Origin of the sequence: Streptomyces sp. VRA16 Mangrove soil (genome assembly GCF_017377775.1) — a bacterium.
Lineage (GTDB): Bacteria > Actinomycetota > Actinomycetes > Streptomycetales > Streptomycetaceae > Streptomyces.
This window is the reverse complement of the sequence record NZ_JAFVLN010000016.1, coordinates 21,549-39,163: the sequence shown is the minus strand read 5'-3', so window position 1 is coordinate 39,163 and position 17,615 is coordinate 21,549. Positions and strand designations below refer to the sequence as shown.

The 17,615-nt window shown below is 71.3% G+C and carries 16 protein-coding genes and 1 riboswitch; of the genes, 8 read left to right on the top strand and 8 right to left on the bottom strand.

Annotated features, from left to right (window positions below; genetic code table 11):
* The first annotated feature begins 35 nt into the window (after positions 1–35).
* The 4 genes from J3486_RS33280 to J3486_RS33265 all read left to right on the top strand — a co-directional run bounded on the left by J3486_RS33280 (position 36) and on the right by J3486_RS33265 (position 3,557).
* Positions 36–308, top strand: a complete 273-nt coding sequence (locus J3486_RS33280; protein WP_207827244.1) for a DUF3311 domain-containing protein — start codon at positions 36–38, stop codon at positions 306–308.
* Positions 305–1,927, top strand: coding sequence for a monocarboxylate uptake permease MctP (mctP, locus tag J3486_RS33275; RefSeq protein ID WP_207827242.1), 1,623 nt, complete (start codon positions 305–307; stop codon positions 1,925–1,927). Before J3486_RS33280 ends, mctP begins: the two co-directional genes overlap by 4 nt.
* Before the next feature lie 119 nt (positions 1,928–2,046).
* Positions 2,047–3,027 (top strand): nucleoside hydrolase, encoded by a 981-nt coding sequence (locus tag J3486_RS33270; RefSeq protein WP_207827240.1) that lies wholly within the window; start codon positions 2,047–2,049, stop codon positions 3,025–3,027.
* Positions 3,024–3,557, top strand: a complete 534-nt coding sequence (locus tag J3486_RS33265) for a GNAT family N-acetyltransferase (protein ID WP_207827238.1) — start codon at positions 3,024–3,026, stop codon at positions 3,555–3,557. Before J3486_RS33270 ends, J3486_RS33265 begins: the two co-directional genes overlap by 4 nt.
* Here the strand turns inward: J3486_RS33265 and J3486_RS33260 are convergent.
* Positions 3,547–4,347 (bottom strand): hypothetical protein, encoded by an 801-nt coding sequence (locus J3486_RS33260; RefSeq protein WP_207827236.1) that lies wholly within the window; start codon positions 4,345–4,347, stop codon positions 3,547–3,549. The genes J3486_RS33265 and J3486_RS33260 overlap by 11 nt on opposite strands.
* An 83-nt stretch (positions 4,348–4,430) precedes the next feature.
* A riboswitch (cobalamin riboswitch) is annotated at positions 4,431–4,574 on the top strand.
* A gap of 126 nt (positions 4,575–4,700) precedes the next feature.
* On the opposite strand from J3486_RS33260, the gene J3486_RS33255 reads away from it, so the two are divergent.
* From J3486_RS33255 to J3486_RS33245, 3 genes are read left to right on the top strand one after another with little or no spacing between them, the layout of a single operon-like run.
* Positions 4,701–7,064: a ribonucleoside-diphosphate reductase subunit alpha gene (locus J3486_RS33255; protein ID WP_207827234.1), complete on the top strand. Its 2,364-nt coding sequence runs from the start codon at positions 4,701–4,703 to the stop codon at positions 7,062–7,064.
* Positions 7,064–8,089, top strand: coding sequence for a ribonucleotide-diphosphate reductase subunit beta (locus J3486_RS33250; protein ID WP_207827232.1), 1,026 nt, complete (start codon positions 7,064–7,066; stop codon positions 8,087–8,089). The genes J3486_RS33255 and J3486_RS33250 overlap by 1 nt, the downstream gene beginning before the upstream one ends.
* 55 nt (positions 8,090–8,144) lie before the next feature.
* Positions 8,145–8,975 carry a bifunctional 2-polyprenyl-6-hydroxyphenol methylase/3-demethylubiquinol 3-O-methyltransferase UbiG gene (locus tag J3486_RS33245; RefSeq protein ID WP_207827230.1) on the top strand — a complete coding sequence of 277 codons (831 nt, stop codon included), beginning with the start codon at positions 8,145–8,147 and terminating at the stop codon, positions 8,973–8,975.
* Here J3486_RS33245 and J3486_RS33240 read toward each other — a convergent pair.
* Complete coding sequence (locus J3486_RS33240) at positions 8,957–9,115, bottom strand: hypothetical protein (RefSeq protein ID WP_207827227.1); 159 nt, start codon at positions 9,113–9,115, stop codon at positions 8,957–8,959. The two genes, J3486_RS33245 and J3486_RS33240, sit on opposite strands and share 19 nt — an antisense overlap.
* Positions 9,116–9,209: 94 nt before the next feature.
* Here J3486_RS33240 and J3486_RS33235 point away from each other — a divergent pair, with 94 nt between their 5' ends.
* Positions 9,210–10,172, top strand: coding sequence for a GlxA family transcriptional regulator (locus J3486_RS33235; protein ID WP_207827226.1), 963 nt, complete (start codon positions 9,210–9,212; stop codon positions 10,170–10,172).
* Here the strand turns inward: J3486_RS33235 and J3486_RS33230 are convergent, their stop codons facing one another.
* From J3486_RS33230 to J3486_RS33205, 6 genes are all read right to left on the bottom strand, one after another.
* On the bottom strand, positions 10,173–11,564 hold the full coding sequence (locus tag J3486_RS33230) for a cytochrome P450 (protein WP_207827224.1): 1,392 nt from the start codon (positions 11,562–11,564) through the stop codon (positions 10,173–10,175). It lies immediately after the preceding gene.
* On the bottom strand, positions 11,561–12,646 hold the full coding sequence (locus J3486_RS33225; RefSeq protein ID WP_207827222.1) for a multidrug MFS transporter: 1,086 nt from the start codon (positions 12,644–12,646) through the stop codon (positions 11,561–11,563). The genes J3486_RS33230 and J3486_RS33225 overlap by 4 nt, the downstream gene beginning before the upstream one ends.
* 305 nt (positions 12,647–12,951) lie before the next feature.
* On the bottom strand, positions 12,952–13,602 hold the full coding sequence (def, locus tag J3486_RS33220; protein ID WP_207827219.1) for a peptide deformylase: 651 nt from the start codon (positions 13,600–13,602) through the stop codon (positions 12,952–12,954).
* Positions 13,603–13,744: 142 nt separating this feature from the next.
* Positions 13,745–14,725 carry a hypothetical protein gene (locus J3486_RS33215; RefSeq protein WP_207827217.1) on the bottom strand — a complete coding sequence of 327 codons (981 nt, stop codon included), beginning with the start codon at positions 14,723–14,725 and terminating at the stop codon, positions 13,745–13,747.
* Between the two features lie 158 nt (positions 14,726–14,883).
* Positions 14,884–16,062, bottom strand: a complete 1,179-nt coding sequence (locus J3486_RS33210; RefSeq protein WP_229379033.1) for an HD-GYP domain-containing protein — start codon at positions 16,060–16,062, stop codon at positions 14,884–14,886.
* A 143-nt stretch (positions 16,063–16,205) separates the two neighbouring features.
* Positions 16,206–17,549, bottom strand: coding sequence for an HD-GYP domain-containing protein (locus J3486_RS33205; RefSeq protein WP_207827215.1), 1,344 nt, complete (start codon positions 17,547–17,549; stop codon positions 16,206–16,208).
* Positions 17,550–17,615: the final 66 nt, after the last annotated feature.

Sequence of the window (17,615 nt, the reverse complement as noted above, 5' to 3'; positions counted from 1 at the left end):
GATAAGTGGGATCAGCGAGGGGACGGAGCCGCGTCATGTCCGATGCGCCGAAAGCGCCTGAAGTGAGACAGCCGGTGATCACGCCGGTGCGCGTGATCATCGCCATCTGTTTGGCCGCGCCCTTCGTGGCGATGCTCTGGGTCAGCTCCTACGCGAAGATCGACCCGACCTTCATCGGGATCCCGTTCTTCTACTGGTACCAGATGCTCTGGGTGCTGATCTCCACCGCGCTCACGATGACCGCGTACAAACTGTGGCAGCGCGACCAGCGCGGCCGCAAGAACTCCCGGGAAGGGGCGGGCGCGTGAACGGCGGCGTCAACGGTGTCGCGCTCACCGTCTTCATCATCTTCTTCCTGGCCGTCACGGTCATGGGCTTCCTCGCCTCGCGCTGGCGGCGGGCCGAGAACGAGGCGTCGCTGGACGAATGGGGCCTGGGCGGCCGCTCGTTCGGCACCTGGATCACCTGGTTCCTGCTCGGCGGCGACCTCTACACCGCGTACACCTTCGTGGCCGTCCCCGCGGCCATCTACGCGGCCGGCGCCTCCGGCTTCTTCGCGGTGCCGTACACCATCCTCGTGTACCCGCTGATCTTCACGTTCCTGCCGCGGCTGTGGTCGGTCTCGCACAAGCACGGGTACGTGACGACGTCCGACTTCGTGCGCGGCCGGTTCGGCTCGAAGGGCCTGTCGCTCGCGGTCGCGATCACCGGCATCCTCGCGACGATGCCGTACATCGCGCTCCAGCTCGTCGGCATCCAGGCCGTCCTCGACGTCATGGGCGTCGGCGGCGGCGAGGACACCAACTGGTTCGTCAAGGACCTGCCGCTGCTGATCGCGTTCGGCGTGCTGGCCGCGTACACGTACTCGTCCGGTCTGCGGGCGCCGGCCCTGATCGCCTTCGTGAAGGACACCCTGATCTACATCGTGATCGCGGTGGCCATCATCTACATCCCGATCAAGCTGGGCGGCTTCGACGACATCTTCGCCGCGGCCGGCAAGAAGTTCTCGCAGCTCAACCCGGCGACCGGCAAACCCGTGGGCGCCCTCGCCCCCGGCTCCGCCGGGACCTGGACGTACGCGACGCTCGCGCTCGGCTCGGCCCTCGCGCTGTTCATGTACCCGCACTCGATCACCGCGACCCTCTCCTCCAAGAGCCGCAACGTGATCCGCCGCAACACCACCATCCTGCCGCTGTACTCGCTGATGCTGGGCCTGCTCGCACTGCTCGGATTCATGGCGATCGCGGCCGGGGTCAAGGTGCAGAACGGGCAGCTGGCGATCCCGCAGCTGTTCGAGGACATGTTCCCCGACTGGTTCACCGGCATCGCGTTCGCCGCGATCGGCATCGGCGCGCTGGTGCCCGCCGCGATCATGTCCATCGCCGCGGCGAACCTCTTCACGCGCAACATCTACAAGGACTTCATCAAGCCCGACGCGACGGCCGAGCAGGAGACCAAGGTCTCCAAGCTGGTGTCGCTGCTCGTGAAGGTCGGCGCGCTCGCCTTCGTCCTCACCATGGACAAGACGGTCGCGATCAACTTCCAGCTGCTCGGCGGCATCTGGATCCTGCAGACCTTCCCGGCGCTGGTCGGCGGCCTGTTCACCCGCTGGTTCCACCGCTGGGCGCTGCTCGCCGGCTGGGCGGTCGGCATGGTGTACGGCACGCTCGCCGCGTTCGGCGTGGAGTCGCCGACGCAGAAGCACTTCGGCGGCTCGGCGGCGGAGATCCCGGGCATCGGCCAGATCGGCTACATCGGCATGACGGCGTTCGTCCTGAACGTCATCGTGACGGTCGTCCTCACCTTCGTCCTGAAGGCCATGAAGGCCCCGGAGGGCGTCGACGAGACCTCGCCGCAGGACTACACGGCCGACGCGGGCGACAAGGGCGTCCAGGTGGAGCTGCCCACCGTGGGGGCCGGTCACTAGGACCGCCCGCGATGTGTCCGTCTGACGAGCCCCTCCGGTCCGGAGGGGCTCGTCCCGTTACGGTGAGACCCAGGCTCTGCCCCGGTACCACCCGCACCGCCCGCCTTGGAGGAAGCCCCATGCCCGCCCCGATCGTTCTCGACAGCGACCCCGGTATCGACGATGCCGTCGCGCTCCAGTACCTGCTCGGCACCGGGCTGTGGGACCTGAAGGCGTACACGACGGTCGGCGGCAACGTGCCGGCCGAGCAGACCTTCCGCAACGGCCGGGCGCTCGCCCGGGTCTTCGGCATCGACGGGGACGTGTCCGTGCACCGGGGCGCGGGCCGCCCGCTCACCCGGCTGCCGTACTCGGCGGCGGGCGAGTTCCACGGCGCCTGCGGGCTCGGCGCCGAGACACTGCCCGACTCGGCCGCGCCCGAGCAGACCGAGTCGTCCGCGCAGGCCCTGCTGCGGCTCTCGCGCGCGTACGAGGGCGAGCTCACCGTCTGCGCGACGGGGCCGCTCACCAACGTGGCGCTCGCGATCGCCGAGGACCCGGGCTTCGCGCGCCGCGTGAGGAAGCTGGTCTTCATGGGCGGCGCCGCCGACGTGCCCGGCAACATCACCCCCGTCGCCGAGTTCAACGCGTGGGCCGACCCCGACGCCGTCGACCTCGTGGTCTCGTCCGGCATCGCGTACACGATGGTCGGCCTCGACGCGACGCACGGCTGGCGGTTCACCACCGACGACCTGGCCACGCTGCAGGCGGCCGGCGAGGGTCAGGCCCTGAGCGCCCGGCTCATGGACTTCTACCTCGGCGCGTACCGCGAGGCCGGCGGCTCCCCGCTGCACGACCCGCTCGCCGTGGGCGTCTGCGCCGACGAGTCGTTCGTGACCGCCGCCGAGGGCACCGTCGTCGTGGAGTGCGCCAGCGAACTCACCCGCGGCAAGACCGTGTTCATCCCCTACGACGCCGACTACCCGCGCGAGTACTACGTCGAGTCGCCGCTGGTGAACGCCCGCACCGCGCGCCGCGGCCGGGTCGCCCTCGGCACGGGTCCGCGCAACTTCACGGAGGACTTCGTGAACACCCTGCTCAAGCAGCCGACGGTCGCATGACGGTCACCGTGCGCGTCGCGCGCCCCGCCGACTTCGGCCGTCTCGGCGAACTCAGCGCCGCCGCCTACCTGGACAGCGGGCTGCTCGCGTTCGGCGAGAGCGACTGGTACGCGGGCGAACTGCGCGACGTCGCCCGGCGGGCCCGCGAGGCCGAGGTGCTCGTCGCGGTCGGACCGGGCGGAGAGATCCTCGGCGGCGTCACGTACGTCCCCTCGCACGACCACCCGTACGCCGAGGTGGCGCGGGCGGGCGAGGCCGAGTTCCGGATGCTCGCGGTGGCCGCCGAGGCGCGCGGGAAGGGCGCGGGCGAGGCGCTGGTGCGGGCGGTGATCGAGCGGGCGCGGGCCGCCGCCCGTACCGCCGTCGTGCTGTCCACCCAGCCCGTCGCGACCGCCTCGCACCGGCTGTACGAGCGTGTGGGGTTCCGCAGGGCACCGGAGCGGGACTGGGCGCCGGTGCCCGAAGTGACGCTCATCGGCTACGAGTTGAGGCTCACGGAGGCCGCGGACGCCACAGGGCTCACGGACTGACGTCGTAGAGCGTGCGGCCCGCGTGTTCGGCGAGCCGGGACGCAGCGCTCACCGTCTGCTCCTCGGTGGCGTCCTCGCCGCCGGTGAACGTGATGAGGACGCCGCCGACCCGGGCGTGCACGATGAAGGTGGTGAACTCCTCGTTGCCATTGCGCAGCCGGGACGTCTCCAGGTACGCCTCGTCGCCGAGGTCCGCCAGCGGCCGCGTCCGGCGCGTCCAGTGCGCCGTGCCGGCGTCCGCGTCCCCCGCGTACGACCGACAGTGCCCGAGGATGGCCAGGTCGAGGCGGTGGGAGTCGCGGGCCGCGGCGACGGTCAGGGACTTCAGCATCTGGCCCGCCACCCGGTGCCCCCGCGGCGGGCGCTTCGTGCGGTCGACCCGCATCATCACCCCTGACACGGCGGTCCCCCGGTAGGTCGCCGTCCCCAGCCAGGAGGCGTCCTTGTCGGCGGACCGGCAGTCCGTCCAGGTGCCGTCGCGCTGGGCCGGAGTGTCCTCGAACGGCCCCTCGTGCGCCTCGATGCGCTCCGTGCCCTTGCCGAACGCCGCGGGGGACAGCAGGGCCCGCTTCAACTGGCGTTCGGTGAAGACCTGTTGCGGCGGCGCCTGACCGTCGCGCCCCGGAACCTTCACCACGGGCGGCACCTCGGTCGGACTCGGCGACGCCGCGGCCGTGCTCCTCGACGCCGACGGGGACACCGGCGCCGCCGCCTCCCCGTCCCGCCCGCCGCACCCGGCCGCAAGACCCGCCAGCAGCCCCAGCGCCACGCACGCCGCCGTTCGTCTCATCCGCACCGCACATCCCTCCCCGAGATGGCCCGCCCCATGATCAGCGTCACCCTAGCCGACACAAGATATGGGGGTGCGGCGAAGCACCAGCACAACATGTATGCTCGCTCTCGCTGTCGTCGCAGGGGAATCCGGTGGAAATCCGGAACTGTCCCGCAACGGTGAACGTAAGCCCATGAAATGCGCGTACGTGAGTCCGAGGACCTGCCGACGGTACGCGCCCGAGCCGTCCGGCCCGGGTGTCGACGACGTCCGGGCCTCGTGGAGTGGGCCGGTGACGCGGGCCCACTCCTGTGCGCCCCCGCTGCCCTTCCCTCCCCGTGGCCCCGAGCCGAGCGAGGGAGAGCCCCACCGTGACCATCGCGCCCACTGATCCTGCCTCAGTGGTGGCCGAGACCGAGGCCGCTGTTGACGCGCCCGGCACTGCGCTGCTGCGCACCCTGACCGAGCTGACCGCCGACCTCCCCGACGCGGACCCCGGCCGGGTCGCCGCCGGCGCCCTGCGCGGCCGCAGCGCCCGCGCCGACGAGGCCGAGCTGCGCGAACTCGCCACCGAGGCCGCGGCCGGGCTGATCTCGGAGGACCCCGCGTACTCCCGGCTCGCCGCGCGTCTGCTCACGATCTCCATCGCCGCGGAGGCCGCCTCGCAGGGCGTCACCTCCTTCACCGAGTCGGTCGCGGTCGGCCACCGCGAGGGCCTGATCGCGGACCGCACCGCCGAGTTCGTGCGCGTCCACGCCGACCGGCTCGACGCGCTCGTCGACGTACGGGCCGACGACCGCTTCGGCTACTTCGGCCTGCGTACCCTGCACAGCCGTTATCTGCTGCGCCACCCGATCACCCGCAAGGTGATCGAGACGCCTCAGCACTTCATGCTGCGGGTCGCCGCCGGTCTCGCCGAGGACGACAGCGTCCGCGCGCTGGACGAGGTGGCCGCCCTGTACGGCCTGATGAGCCGTCTCGACTATCTCCCCTCCTCCCCGACGCTCTTCAACTCCGGCACCCGCCACCCGCAGATGTCGAGCTGCTACCTGCTCGACTCGCCGCTCGACGAGCTGGACTCGATCTACGACCGCTACCACCAGGTGGCCCGGCTGTCGAAGCACGCCGGCGGCATCGGGCTCTCGTACTCCCGCATCCGCAGCCGGGGTTCGCTGATCCGCGGCACGAACGGGCACTCCAACGGCATCGTCCCGTTCCTCAAGACCCTCGACGCCTCAGTCGCCGCCGTGAACCAGGGCGGCCGCCGCAAGGGCGCCGCCGCCGTCTACCTGGAGACGTGGCACGCGGACATCGAGGAGTTCCTGGAGCTGCGCGACAACACGGGTGAGGACGCGCGCCGCACCCACAACCTGAACCTGGCCCACTGGATCCCGGACGAGTTCATGCGCCGGGTCGCCGCCGACCAGCCGTGGTCGCTGTTCTCCCCCGCCGACGTGCCGGAGCTCGTCGACCTGTGGGGCGAGGAGTTCGACGCCGCGTACCGCAGGGCCGAGGCGGAGGGGAAGGCGCAGAAGCAGATCCCCGCCCGCGACCTGTACGGCCGCATGATGCGCACGCTGGCGCAGACCGGCAACGGCTGGATGACGTTCAAGGACGCCGCCAACCGCACCGCCAACCAGACCGCGGAGCCGGGCCACACCGTCCACTCCTCGAACCTGTGCACCGAGATCCTGGAGGTCACGGACGACGGGGAGACGGCGGTCTGCAACCTGGGCTCGGTCAATCTGGGCGCCTTCGTGGCCGATGGTGAGATCGACTGGGAACGGCTCGACGCGACCGTCCGCACGGCCGTCACCTTCCTCGACCGCGTCGTCGACATCAACTTCTACCCGACCGAGCAGGCGGGCCGTTCCAACGCGAAGTGGCGCCCGGTGGGCCTCGGCGCGATGGGCCTCCAGGACGTCTTCTTCAAGCTGCGGCTGCCCTTCGACTCCCCCGAGGCCAAGGACCTGTCCACGCGGATCGCCGAGCGGATCATGCTCGCCGCGTACGAGGCGTCGGCGGACCTCGCCGAGCGGGGCGGCCCGCTGCCCGCCTGGGAGAAGACCCGCACCGCGCGCGGTGTCCTGCACCCCGACCACTACGGCGTGGAGCCGGCCTGGCCGGAGCGCTGGGCGGCGCTGCGCGAGCGCATCGCGTCGGTCGGCATGCGCAACTCGCTGCTGCTCGCCATCGCACCGACCGCGACGATCGCCTCCATCGCGGGCGTGTACGAGTGCATCGAGCCGCAGGTCTCCAACCTGTTCAAGCGCGAGACGCTGTCCGGCGAGTTCCTTCAGGTCAACTCGTACCTGGTGCAGGAGCTGAAGGCGCTCGGCGTCTGGGACGCGCAGACCCGTGAGGCGCTGCGCGAGTCCAACGGCTCGGTGCAGGGCTTCACCTGGGTGCCCGAGGAGGTGCGCGACCTGTACCGCACGGCGTGGGAGATCCCGCAGCGCGGCCTCATCGACATGGCGGCGGCCCGCACCCCGTACCTCGACCAGGCCCAGTCGCTGAACCTGTTCCTGGAGACGCCGACCATCGGCAAGCTCTCCTCGATGTACGCGTACGCCTGGAAGTCGGGCCTGAAGACGACGTACTACCTGCGCTCGCGCCCCGCGACGCGGATCGCCCGCGCGGCGGCCCGCGCCACCGTCCCCGTACAGACCGTGGCCGACCCCGACGCGGTCGCCTGCTCCCTGGAAAACCCCGAGTCCTGCGAGGCCTGCCAGTAATGACCCCTTCTTCCGAGTCCTCCGAGAAGAACCTGCTCGACCCGGGCTTCGAACTGACCCTGCGCCCCATGCGGTACCCGGACTTCTACGAGCGCTACCGCGACGCCATCAAGAACACCTGGACCGTCGAGGAGGTCGACCTCCACTCGGACGTCGCCGACCTCGCGAAGCTGTCGCCGGGCGAGCAGCACATGATCGGCCGTCTGGTCGCGTTCTTCGCGACGGGCGACTCGATCGTCGCGAACAACCTGGTCCTCACGCTGTACAAGCACATCAACTCCCCCGAGGCGCGCCTGTACCTCTCGCGCCAGCTGTTCGAGGAGGCCGTGCACGTCCAGTTCTACTTGACGCTGCTCGACACCTACCTCCCCGACCCGGAGGACCGCGCGGCGGCGTTCGCGGCCGTCGAGAACATCCCGTCCATCCGCGAGAAGGCGGAGTTCTGCTTCAAGTGGATGGACTCGGTCGAGCAGATGGACCGCCTGGAGTCCAAGGCGGACCGCCGCCGCTTCCTCCTCAACCTGATCTGCTTCGCCGCGTGCATCGAGGGCCTGTTCTTCTACGGTGCCTTCGCGTACGTCTACTGGTTCCGCTCGCGCGGCCTGCTGCACGGCCTCGCCACGGGCACCAACTGGGTGTTCCGCGACGAGACGATGCACATGTCGTTCGCCTTCGACGTGGTCGACACGGTCCGCAAGGAGGAGCCTGACCTCTTCGACGACGCGCTGGAGCAGCAGGTCACCGACATGCTGCGGGAGGCGGTCGAGGCAGAGCTGCAGTTCGGCCGCGACCTGTGCGGTGAGGGCCTGCCGGGCATGAACACCGAGTCCATGCGGCAGTACCTGGAGTGCGTCGCCGACCAGCGTCTGCAGCGTCTGGGCTTCGCTCCGGTGTACGGCTCGGAGAACCCGTTCTCGTTCATGGAGCTCCAGGGCGTCCAGGAGCTGACGAACTTCTTCGAGCGCCGCCCGTCCGCGTACCAGGTGGCGGTCGAGGGCTCGGTCGGCTTCGACGAGGAGTTCTAGGGCTGCCGGAAATCGGGATGCCTCCGTCACCACCTGTCGCCCACACTGGACCGGCATGACGGCACCCCAGGTAGCGGAAGAAGTCCTCGCCTACTACACCGACCGGTTCGACGAGCACGCCCGGCTGCACACCTCAGCGGCGGGCGTGCTCGAACTCGTCCGTACGCAGGAGCTGTTGCGGCGCCATCTGCCCGCGGCGCCCGCCTCGGTGCTCGACGTCGGCGGCGGTCCCGGCGCCCATGCGCGCTGGCTGGTCGAGGACGGGTACCGGGTCCATCTCGTCGACCCGGTGGAGCGGCACGTACGGGAAGCGGCGGGCGCCGGTTGCACGGTCGAGGTCGGGGACGCGCGGGCGCTGAGCGCCGCCGACGCCTCGTACGACGTCGTGCTGCTGCTCGGGCCGCTCTACCATCTGCCCGAACTCGCCGACCGGCGGCGGGCGTTGGCGGAGGCGCTACGGGTGGTGCGGCCCGGCGGGACGGTCGCCGTGGCCGGGATCCAGCGGCACGCGGCGCTCTTCGACCACGTGAGTCAGGGGCGGCTGCACCTCGACGGGCGCGCGGAGCGCACCGGGCGGGTCCTGGCGACGGGGCGCAACGAGGGCAGGGAGTTCACTTTCGCCTACTTCCACCACTCCGCGGCCCTGGCGGAAGAGGTGGCGCAGGCCGGGTTCGAAGGTGCCCGGGTCTACGGGGTGGAGGGTCCCGGCGACGCGCTGGTGAAGGCCGCCGAGACCGTGGCGGGTGAGCAACTCGCGGTGGAATCGGACCTGTTCAGGTCCGCCTTGCTGGCGGCCCGGCTCGCCGAGCCGTATCCGGAGCTCATGGTCGCGAGCTCGCATCTGCTGGCCTTCGGGCGGCGGCCGGGTCAGGCCACGGCCGAGTAGCGGGCGCGCTGCTCCTCGGCGGCGCGGGCCGCGCGGATCTGCCGGTCGACACGGCGGTCGTGGACCATCCCGTACAGGGAGGGGGCGGCGAGGAGGAGGAGGACGAAGAGGACGGTGAGGTAGTTCATCGCTGTGTTCATGTCCTCCACTCTGCCGCCGCCCGCCCGCACCCGACAGTGGCAGGACTGTCAGCACCCCTCGAATTACTGCCATCCCTGCGGCACACTGGCAGACATGCTGAAGAACGTGGCCGCGGTGCTGCTCGACGGAGTCCATCCCTTCGAACTCGGCGTCGTCTGCGAGGTGTTCGGCCTCGACCGCAGCGACGCGGGACTGCCCGTGTACGACTTCGCGGCGGTCTCCTTCGAGGGACCGAGCCTGTCCACGCACGTACCGGGCATGACGATCTCCACCTCGTACGGGCCCGAGCGCCTGGAGGAGGCCGACCTCATCGCGATCCCCGCGGCCGGCGGACCCAGCGACGGCTATCCGCCGGAGCTGCTCGACGCGCTGCGCCGCGCGGTCGACCGGGGCGCGCGGGTGCTCAGCGTCTGCTCGGGGGTGTTCGTGCTCGGCGAGGCCGGGCTGCTCGACGGGCGGCGCTGCGCGGTGCACTGGCGGTACGCGCGAGAACTCGCCGTCCGCTTCCCGCGCACCCGGGTCGACCCCGACGTGCTCTACGTCGACGAGGGGCCGGTCATCACCTCCGCGGGCACCGCCGCGGGCATCGACGCCTGTCTGCACATCGTGCGCACCGAGCACGGCGCCGAGGTCGCCAACGCGATCGCACGGCGCATGGTCGTGCCGCCGCACCGCGACGGCGGCCAGGCCCAGTACGTGGAGCGGCCGCTGCCGCCGGCGCGCTGCGACACCGTCGGCGACGTCCTGAGCTGGATGGAGCGGCACCTGGACGCGCCGGTGACCGTGGAGGAGCTGGCGGCACGCGCGCACATGTCGCCGCGCACCTTCGCCCGGCGCTTCCTCCAGGAGACGGGCACCACCCCCTACCGCTGGCTGCTGCGGCAACGGGTGCTGTTCGCCCAGGAGTTGCTGGAGGGCACGGACGAGACGGTGGAGGCGATCGCCGGGCGCGCCGGGTTCGGCAACGCCGCGGCGATGCGCCACCAGTTCATGAAGGTGCTCGGGACGACCCCGAACGCCTTCCGCAGGACCTTCCGGGTCCGCCTGGCCGGATGACTACGTCCTGGCCTCCACCCGCAGCAGCGGCAGCCGCGGCTGGAGCGTGATGCCCAGCTGCGGGGTGTGATCCGACTCCGGCACCTGCACGAACCGCCACCGGGCCACCAAGGTGCCCAGGATCAGCGCGAGTTCGGCCATGCTGAAGTGGTCCCCGGGGCACTTGCGGTTGCCGGTGCTGAACGGCTGGTGCGCCTTGTGCGCGGCGTCCGTGGCCCGCTCCGGCAGCCAGCGGTCCGGGTCGAAGACGAGCGCCTCCTGGAACGAGCGGGGGTCGCGCTGCATCGCGTACGGGCTGTAGACGATGTCCGTCCCGGCCGGTATCCGGTACCCGCCGAGCGTCGTGTCGACCGCTGCGACCCGGGTGAATATCCAGACGGCAGGCCGAATCCGCATCGACTCGGTGATGAGATTCCGCATATATGCGAGCTCTTTCAGGTCGTCGAAAGCGACCGGCGCGCCACCCGTAACGGATTCAACTTCTTCGTGCAGCCTCCTTTCATGCTCGGGGTGTTCGGCGAGGAGCTGCAGGGTCCATGTCAGCGTCTTCGCCACATTCTCGCCACCGGCGACGAGGAGGCCGATGACTTGGTCGTGGACCTCTTGTTCGTCGACCGGTTCGCCGTTCTCGTCGCGGGCCTGAAGCAATGCAGTCAAGAGGTCGTCCGCATTGTCCTCCGCCGTTCCTCCCGCGGCCCGCTGCGCCCTTCGGTCGTCGATGATCTCGTCGACCAGACGATGCAAATCGGCCAATGCCCGCTCGAAACGCCGATTGGCCGGAAGGGGCAGCCGGTAGAGCGGTCCTACGGAGAGGATCATGCGCCGGTACAGGCCGCTGAAGACGGTCCCGAGGGCCGTGCACAGCCGCTCGGAGCGCTCGTCGAGCGCCTCCATGTGCAGCAGCGTCCGGGCCGTGATCCGGGTCGCCACACGGAACATCTCGCCCGCCGGGTCGAAGGTCCGCCCCGGCCGCAGCCGGTCGGCGGCGAGCTGTGCCTCCTCGGTCATCACCGCGCCGTACGCGGCGATCCGGTCGGCCCGGAACGCGGGCTGCACGGCCCGGCGCTGACGTCGGTGCCGCGGCCCGTTGCTGGTCGCCACGCCCTGGCCGAGCAGTACGCCCAGGGTGTCCCACAGAGCCCCGCCGACCAGGAAGTCCGGGCTCCGCAGGAGCTTCTCGACGAGCTCCGGGGAGTTCACCGCGAAGGCTTCCTTGGGGCCGAGCCCGATGCGCACCACCTCGCCGCCGTCGCGCAGCGACGAGAGGAAGGCGAGCGGGTCGCGCAGCAGGCTCCAGGCGTGGCCGAGGAGCGGCGCGCCGCCGGGGGCGGGCGGCGGCAGCTCCGGCTCCGGCGCGCGCGCCGGATGCGAGAGGATGGATTCGATGGTCATGCTCGTTCACCCACCTGATCTGTCCGGGGTGTGTCCGTGATGTACGGCGGGGTGGCCCGGTCGTCCCAGGTGTCGACCTGATAGCGCCCCGATTCATGGTGGAACCAGTACACGGAACTGAACCAGTTCCGCATGTTCTCGACGCACGACCTGATGGCCGCCGCGAGTTCTTTTCCGTGCGGTCCGATGTGTTCCGCCGCGGCCGCGGTCTGCTCGATCTCGCGCTCCGCCGAGAGGAATTCCTCTATGGTTCCCTCAACCCGTCGATGGACTTCTTTGACGGCTTCCCGCACGGAAATTCCCTCATGCTTGATGAGGCTTATCCCGAGATTGTGCAATTCTTTTCCCGCGAGTTCCTTGGGGAGCGAGCACAGGTCGTTGTACCAGGCTGAGAAATCCTGGGTGGCGAGCGCGGCCCGCATGAATGCCTCGTTTTTCCGCACCCACGTGGGGAGTTCGTACTGGGCGACCGGCTCCAGCAGGTCTATCCAGATCCAGTGGGCAAAAGTGCGCCGCCGCAGGGCGATGTAGTCGTCGACCGTCGGCACGGTCCCGGCCATGCGGTTGTGGAACTCCTCGTCGTACGCGTCGATCACCACGTGGAAGTGACGGGCGAAGCGTGCGTCCCAGGACCGGCTGAGCCGGCCGTAGAACCGCCGGAAGCAGTCCGCGAAGGCCGCGACCAGGGGATCCGTGTGGTTCAGGTGAAGCTCTGGGGCCTCGGTCGCCGCGTGCAGCTGGACGGCGAGCCGCCGCCAGCTCGCCGACCTCCCGTGGATCACGTCCCGGTCGTGCCGGTCGTCCCAGGCGAAGAACCACGCGCTGAAGTCGGCGATCGCCGCCAGCAGCTCATCGGGCGCGCCCATGTAGTAGCCCGCCACCAGGTCCGTGTAGCACAGACCGTCGGCGTACTTCTCCACCTTGTCGGCGGGCATGAGCCGCTTTTCGAGCAGCCAGGTCCGCGTCTTCCCCTGAAGCTTTGGCCAATACGGATGCAGTGTGCGAGGAAACGCGTCCTCGATCACCGGCAGCGCCAACGCCGGTGGAACTGCCGCATGTGGAGCATGTGGATAGGCAGGCACGAACAAGCCCCTCTCTGTCGGCCGAAGGCGTACACCCCTCCCGCAAGTGCCGGGCGCGCGCCGTTGCGTATCCCCGCGCTTTCTATTCAGCACTACAACTGACCGTTCTGGGAACGGATTTGCTCCCCTCACTACCCCGAGTCACCAGATTCGTCCCCTTACATGACCGGATCTGAATCACGTCAGGCCGATCCTGTTCGCACACGCGGGCGCACGCGGGGTGTGCGGGGTGGGAACGCGAACGGCGCCTGGCCGGAAACTTCCGTACCAGGCGCCGCTCTCAGCGCTCAACTGTCAGACGGTGCTCAGTCGTTGGGGACCACCGGGTAGCGCGGCGTGCCCTCCGCCATCTGCTTCAGGGCGTTCTTGCGCTCGCGCTTCGAGAGCCGGTCGATGTACAGGTACCCGTACAGGTGGTCCGTCTCGTGCTGGAGGCAGCGGGCGAAGTAGCCGGTGCCGCGCACCTTGATCGGGTTGCCCTTCTCGTCCTGCCCGGTGACCTCGGCGTAGTCGGGCCGGGCGAGCTCGGCGTACGCGGTCGGGACGGACAGGCAGCCCTCGTTGGAGTCGTCGAGGCGGCGGCGCTCGGCGGGCAGCTCCTGGAGCACCGGGTTGACGACGACACCGGTGTGGCGCACGCCCTCGTCGTCCGGGCAGTCGTAGACGAAGACCTTCCGGTCGACACCGATCTGGTTGGCGGCGAGGCCGACGCCCTCGGCGGTCCGCTGGCTGGCGAACATGTCGTCGACGAGCCTGGCCAGTTCGTCGTCGAACTCGGTGACGTCCTTGCACTCCTTGTGCAGCACCGGGTTCCCCACGACGGTGATCGGCCGCGACGTCCCCCGCTCCCGGTAGGCCGCCTCACGCGCCTCGCAGTCCTCGGTGTCGACGACGAACCCCTCGTCATCGACGGGGAGCACGCCGTCGTGCTGCTTCTCGGTCTCCTGCTGCGCCATGACGGACGTAAGCCTTCCTGGGAAAACGGGGGGGGTACTTCTACAGGGTACGGGGGCCACGGCCCTGCCAGCGGCGCGGGGAACGGCGCGGGCAACCCGCCCTCACCGTCACCCGGCGACGCACGCGCACGCCGCCCGGCGCCTAACAGACCTCTTCGAGATCCCGCCAGTCCCGGGAATCGGGGCTGTCGGCGACCCATCCGTCGAGCAGCCCCCGCACCAGAGACGCCGGCGCGGCCACGCCGCACTCCCGCTCCGGCACCCACAGCTGCCCGTCGGTCCGGTGGCCGAGCGGCCCGGGATGCCCCGGCTCGCTGTGATCGTGCGGGTCGAGGTGCTCGCCGTCGCCCTCGTCGGACGGCATCCGCGACTCCGAGCACGTCCGGCACAGCAGCCGCACCGACGACGACCAGTCCTCCGCCGCGAACCCGGCATCGGCGGCGAGCCGCTCCAGCGCGTCCCGGTCGGCCTCGGTGGCGGCCTCAAGGAGCACCACCCACGTCGGCACCGGCGACGGCGCCCACAGCTCGATCTCGTCGAAGACCGGGTACGCGTGCCCGGCGGCGATCGTCCGCTCCCCGTGGGGCACCCCGTCGTGCAGCACGACCTCGCCCCAGCGCCGCCCGGACGACGGCAGCGGAATGGAGAGCACCTCGATGCGCGCGGGGTCCAGCCTGCGCCCCCACACGACCTCGGCCTCGCCCTCCGGCGAGAGCCGCACGGCCGCGCTGCCGAGCTCCATGCCCGTGGGCTCGCCGGCCGCGGTGGCCCCGCCCGGCACCCGGAGCCCGTACGCCTGCCAGGCCCGCCGCGCCAGCGGCCAGTCCTGCAGCGCGGTCGCGGCGATCCCGACGTTCCACCAGTCCGGGGCGCCGGTCTCCCGGTCGAGCAGCGCGACGGCCCGCAGTCCGGCGGTGCGCGCCTGCTCCCAGTCGTGCCGGAACTTGTGCAGCAGCGCGAGGTTGAACCAGGACTCGGAGAGCCAGGGCTCCAGGTCGGCGGCGCGGGTCAGCAGCGCTCCCGCGTCCTCGTACCGACCGTCGCCGATGAGCGTGAACGCGCGGTCCGTGGCCTGCCGCCACGAGGCGGAGGGCCGGTGCCGTCCCTTGCCGAAGATCCTCACGATTCCCGCCTGCCGATACTCGGGGCCTGTACCCCCGGACACCCATTTCCGTCGCTCCTTCGCATCCAACCACGGACGGTCGGAGACCCGCTCATTACCCATGGGTTACCCAGCCGACCCCAGGCGCAGACCAGGGCCCGACCGTCTCCCCCACCGCCCTACCTGAGGCCCTTCGGGCCGCCCCTGCATTCCACCACTCGCGCGAGCGCCTCCACGACCTCCGGCTGGTACTCCTTCCCTGTGGCCAGACGCAGTCCCTCCAGGGCCGCGAGGGGCCCCTGGGGGCCTGCTCCCCTGGCCATCTCGTCGTATGCGTTCGCTGTCCGCACAATCCGCGCGGTGAGCGGCTGTTCACGGTATGGATCGGCCAGCCGCTCGACGACGACGGCGACCTGTGAGTCCACCCCGGTCTGCCGGACGACGGCGCCGCCCAGCAGCGCTATCCGCCGCTGCTGGGCGAGCGGCAGGCCCGCGGTGGCCCCGTCCCTGACCGGGTCGACGAGCGAGAGCTGCCCGATGTCGTGCATCAGCGCCGCGTATTCCAGGACGGTCAGATCGGGCCCGGACAGCCCCAGGTCACGCCCTATGGCACGGCTCAGCGCCGCGACCCGGTGGGCGTGCCCGTGCGGGGTGTACCCGGCGATCTCGGTGGCGCGGGCCAGCGAGGCGATGGTCTGCCGGTACGTGGCCTTGACCGCGGAGTACCGGCGGAACGCCAGCTGGGTCAGGAGCAGCGGCAGGCTGATGACCGGCAGCGCCCACAGCCCGGCGACGGCGACGGCGAGGGCCATCACGGCGCCGGTCGCGCACACGGCGGAGCCGATGCCGAGCATGGACCGCATCTCGTCGCGCAGCAGCGGTCCGAAAGGCCAGCCGGTGCGGGCGTGCGCCATGGCGGCGGCGAGCACGGCGTCGCACAGGCCGGTCAGCGCGAGCAGTCCGGCGATGAGCAGCGCGTAGTACGCCCCGTCACCGAACCACTCCGCCAACTTGCCCTGGTTGTACAGCGGCTGGAAGCAGGCGGCGGCGAACCAGACGGTCAGCACGCGCCGCGCCATGTGATCCGGCGAAGGCCCTCTGCCGCGCGCCACGTGCGGTACGCAGCCGACGAGCGCACCCGCGACGGCGACCGCGACGACCTGGAGCACCCCGTGGTGCGTGCTGTCGCCGGCCTTCGCGCCGAGCAGCGCGTACGCCAGCGCCCCCGCGGCCCCGAGCGGCGCCGGCTCCCGGTCCTCGCCCCCGCTCCACCGGGCCAGCTCCCCCACGGCGACCAGCAGCCCGAAGGCGACGGCGACGGCGGCGTCGTCGAGCCCGCGCGCCACGGTGTACAGCAGCGCGACGCCCGTGACGACGGCGGCGACGCAATAGACCCCCACGACGAAGGCGGCCGGAGCCTTGGGCGATCCGCCGCCCCGGCCGCCGGGGTGGGCGAGGCGGCCCCGAGCGCGGCGCGCCTTCCGGCCGGACCCGCGCCCCGTCACCGGGGGGCCGACCCCGGCACCGGCACCGCCGCGGCCCTGGGCACGGGCACCCCCGTACCTCCCGTGCCGCCCGCGCCTGGCGCACCCGCCTCGTCCGCGGTCACCACCGGCCGCCACCCCTCCCGGGCCAGCGCCCGCACCAGCGCGCCGACCATCACCGGATCGAACTGCGTCCCCGCACACCGCTCCAGCTCCGCGACGGCCACCTCGACGGGGCGCGCCCGCGAGTACGTACGCGTGGACGTCATGGCGTCGAAGGCGTCCGCCACGGCGACCACCCGCGCGAACTCCGGGATCTGCGTCCCCACGAGCCCGTACGGATAGCCGCTCCCGTCGAGCCGCTCGTGGTGGTGCAGGATCGCGGCCCGCGCCTCGCCGAGGAACCCGATGCCGCGCACCATCTCGTGCCCGTACTCGGGATGCAGCTGAATGACCTCGCGCTCCTCGGGCGTGAGCGGCCCGTCCTTCCGCAACAGCCGTGTCGGGACGCCGAGTTTGCCCACGTCGTGCAGGATCCCGGCGAACCGGAGGACCTCGGCCCGCTCGTCCGGCATGCCCAGCTCCCGGGCGATCATCATCGAGGCCTGCCCGACGCGCTCGCTGTGCCCGCGCGTGTAGCCGTCCTTGATGTCGACGGCCTGGACGAGGGCCCGGATGGTCGCCTGGTGCGCGGCGCGCTCGCGCTGGTACTGGGCGAACACCCAGCAGGAGACGTACATCGGCAGCAGCACGAGCAGCGCGGCCACCGGCCCGTACGAGCTCGCCCACAGGACCGCCATCATGAGCCCGGCGAGCCCGTGCACGGCCACCGGCGCCAGCGAGCGCAGGAAGAGCCCGCGCCAGGCGGTGCGCAGCGGGACGCGCTCGGCGGCGGCGAGGATGCCCCCGTCGAGCACCGTGAGCGCCGCGCAGAAGGCGAGCACGGCGCCGCCGCAGGGCAGCAGCGCGTACGGGAAGCGGGGCCCGGAGACCGCGCCGGGACCGCCGAGCGCGGCGAACACCTCGGCGGACGCCCAGACCGCGAGGGCGAGTTGGGCGGGCCGCCAGACCCGGCGCAGCCACTGGGGCCGCTGCTCGACACGGCCGAGCACGGCGCCGGGGACGGCGACGAGCGCGGCGGCCGCGGGCGGCAGCAGAAACGCTCCTGCGAGGAGTACGGGGAAGAACGTACCCATGCTCCGGGACGCCCGGCCCGCCTGGCCGCATCCCACGTACGCGCAGGCGAGCAGCACGACGGCCGGCCAGGAGGTGGCGGAGAAGAACGCGGGCGCGGCGCAGAAGGCACCGGCACCCGCCGTCAGGAGCACATACGAACCGGCCATCGGCGGAACCGACCGCATGCCCAACTCCCTCCCCGTGGCGTTCCGTTCACGGAGACCAGAGAGTAGGCCGCGCGGCGTGCCGCT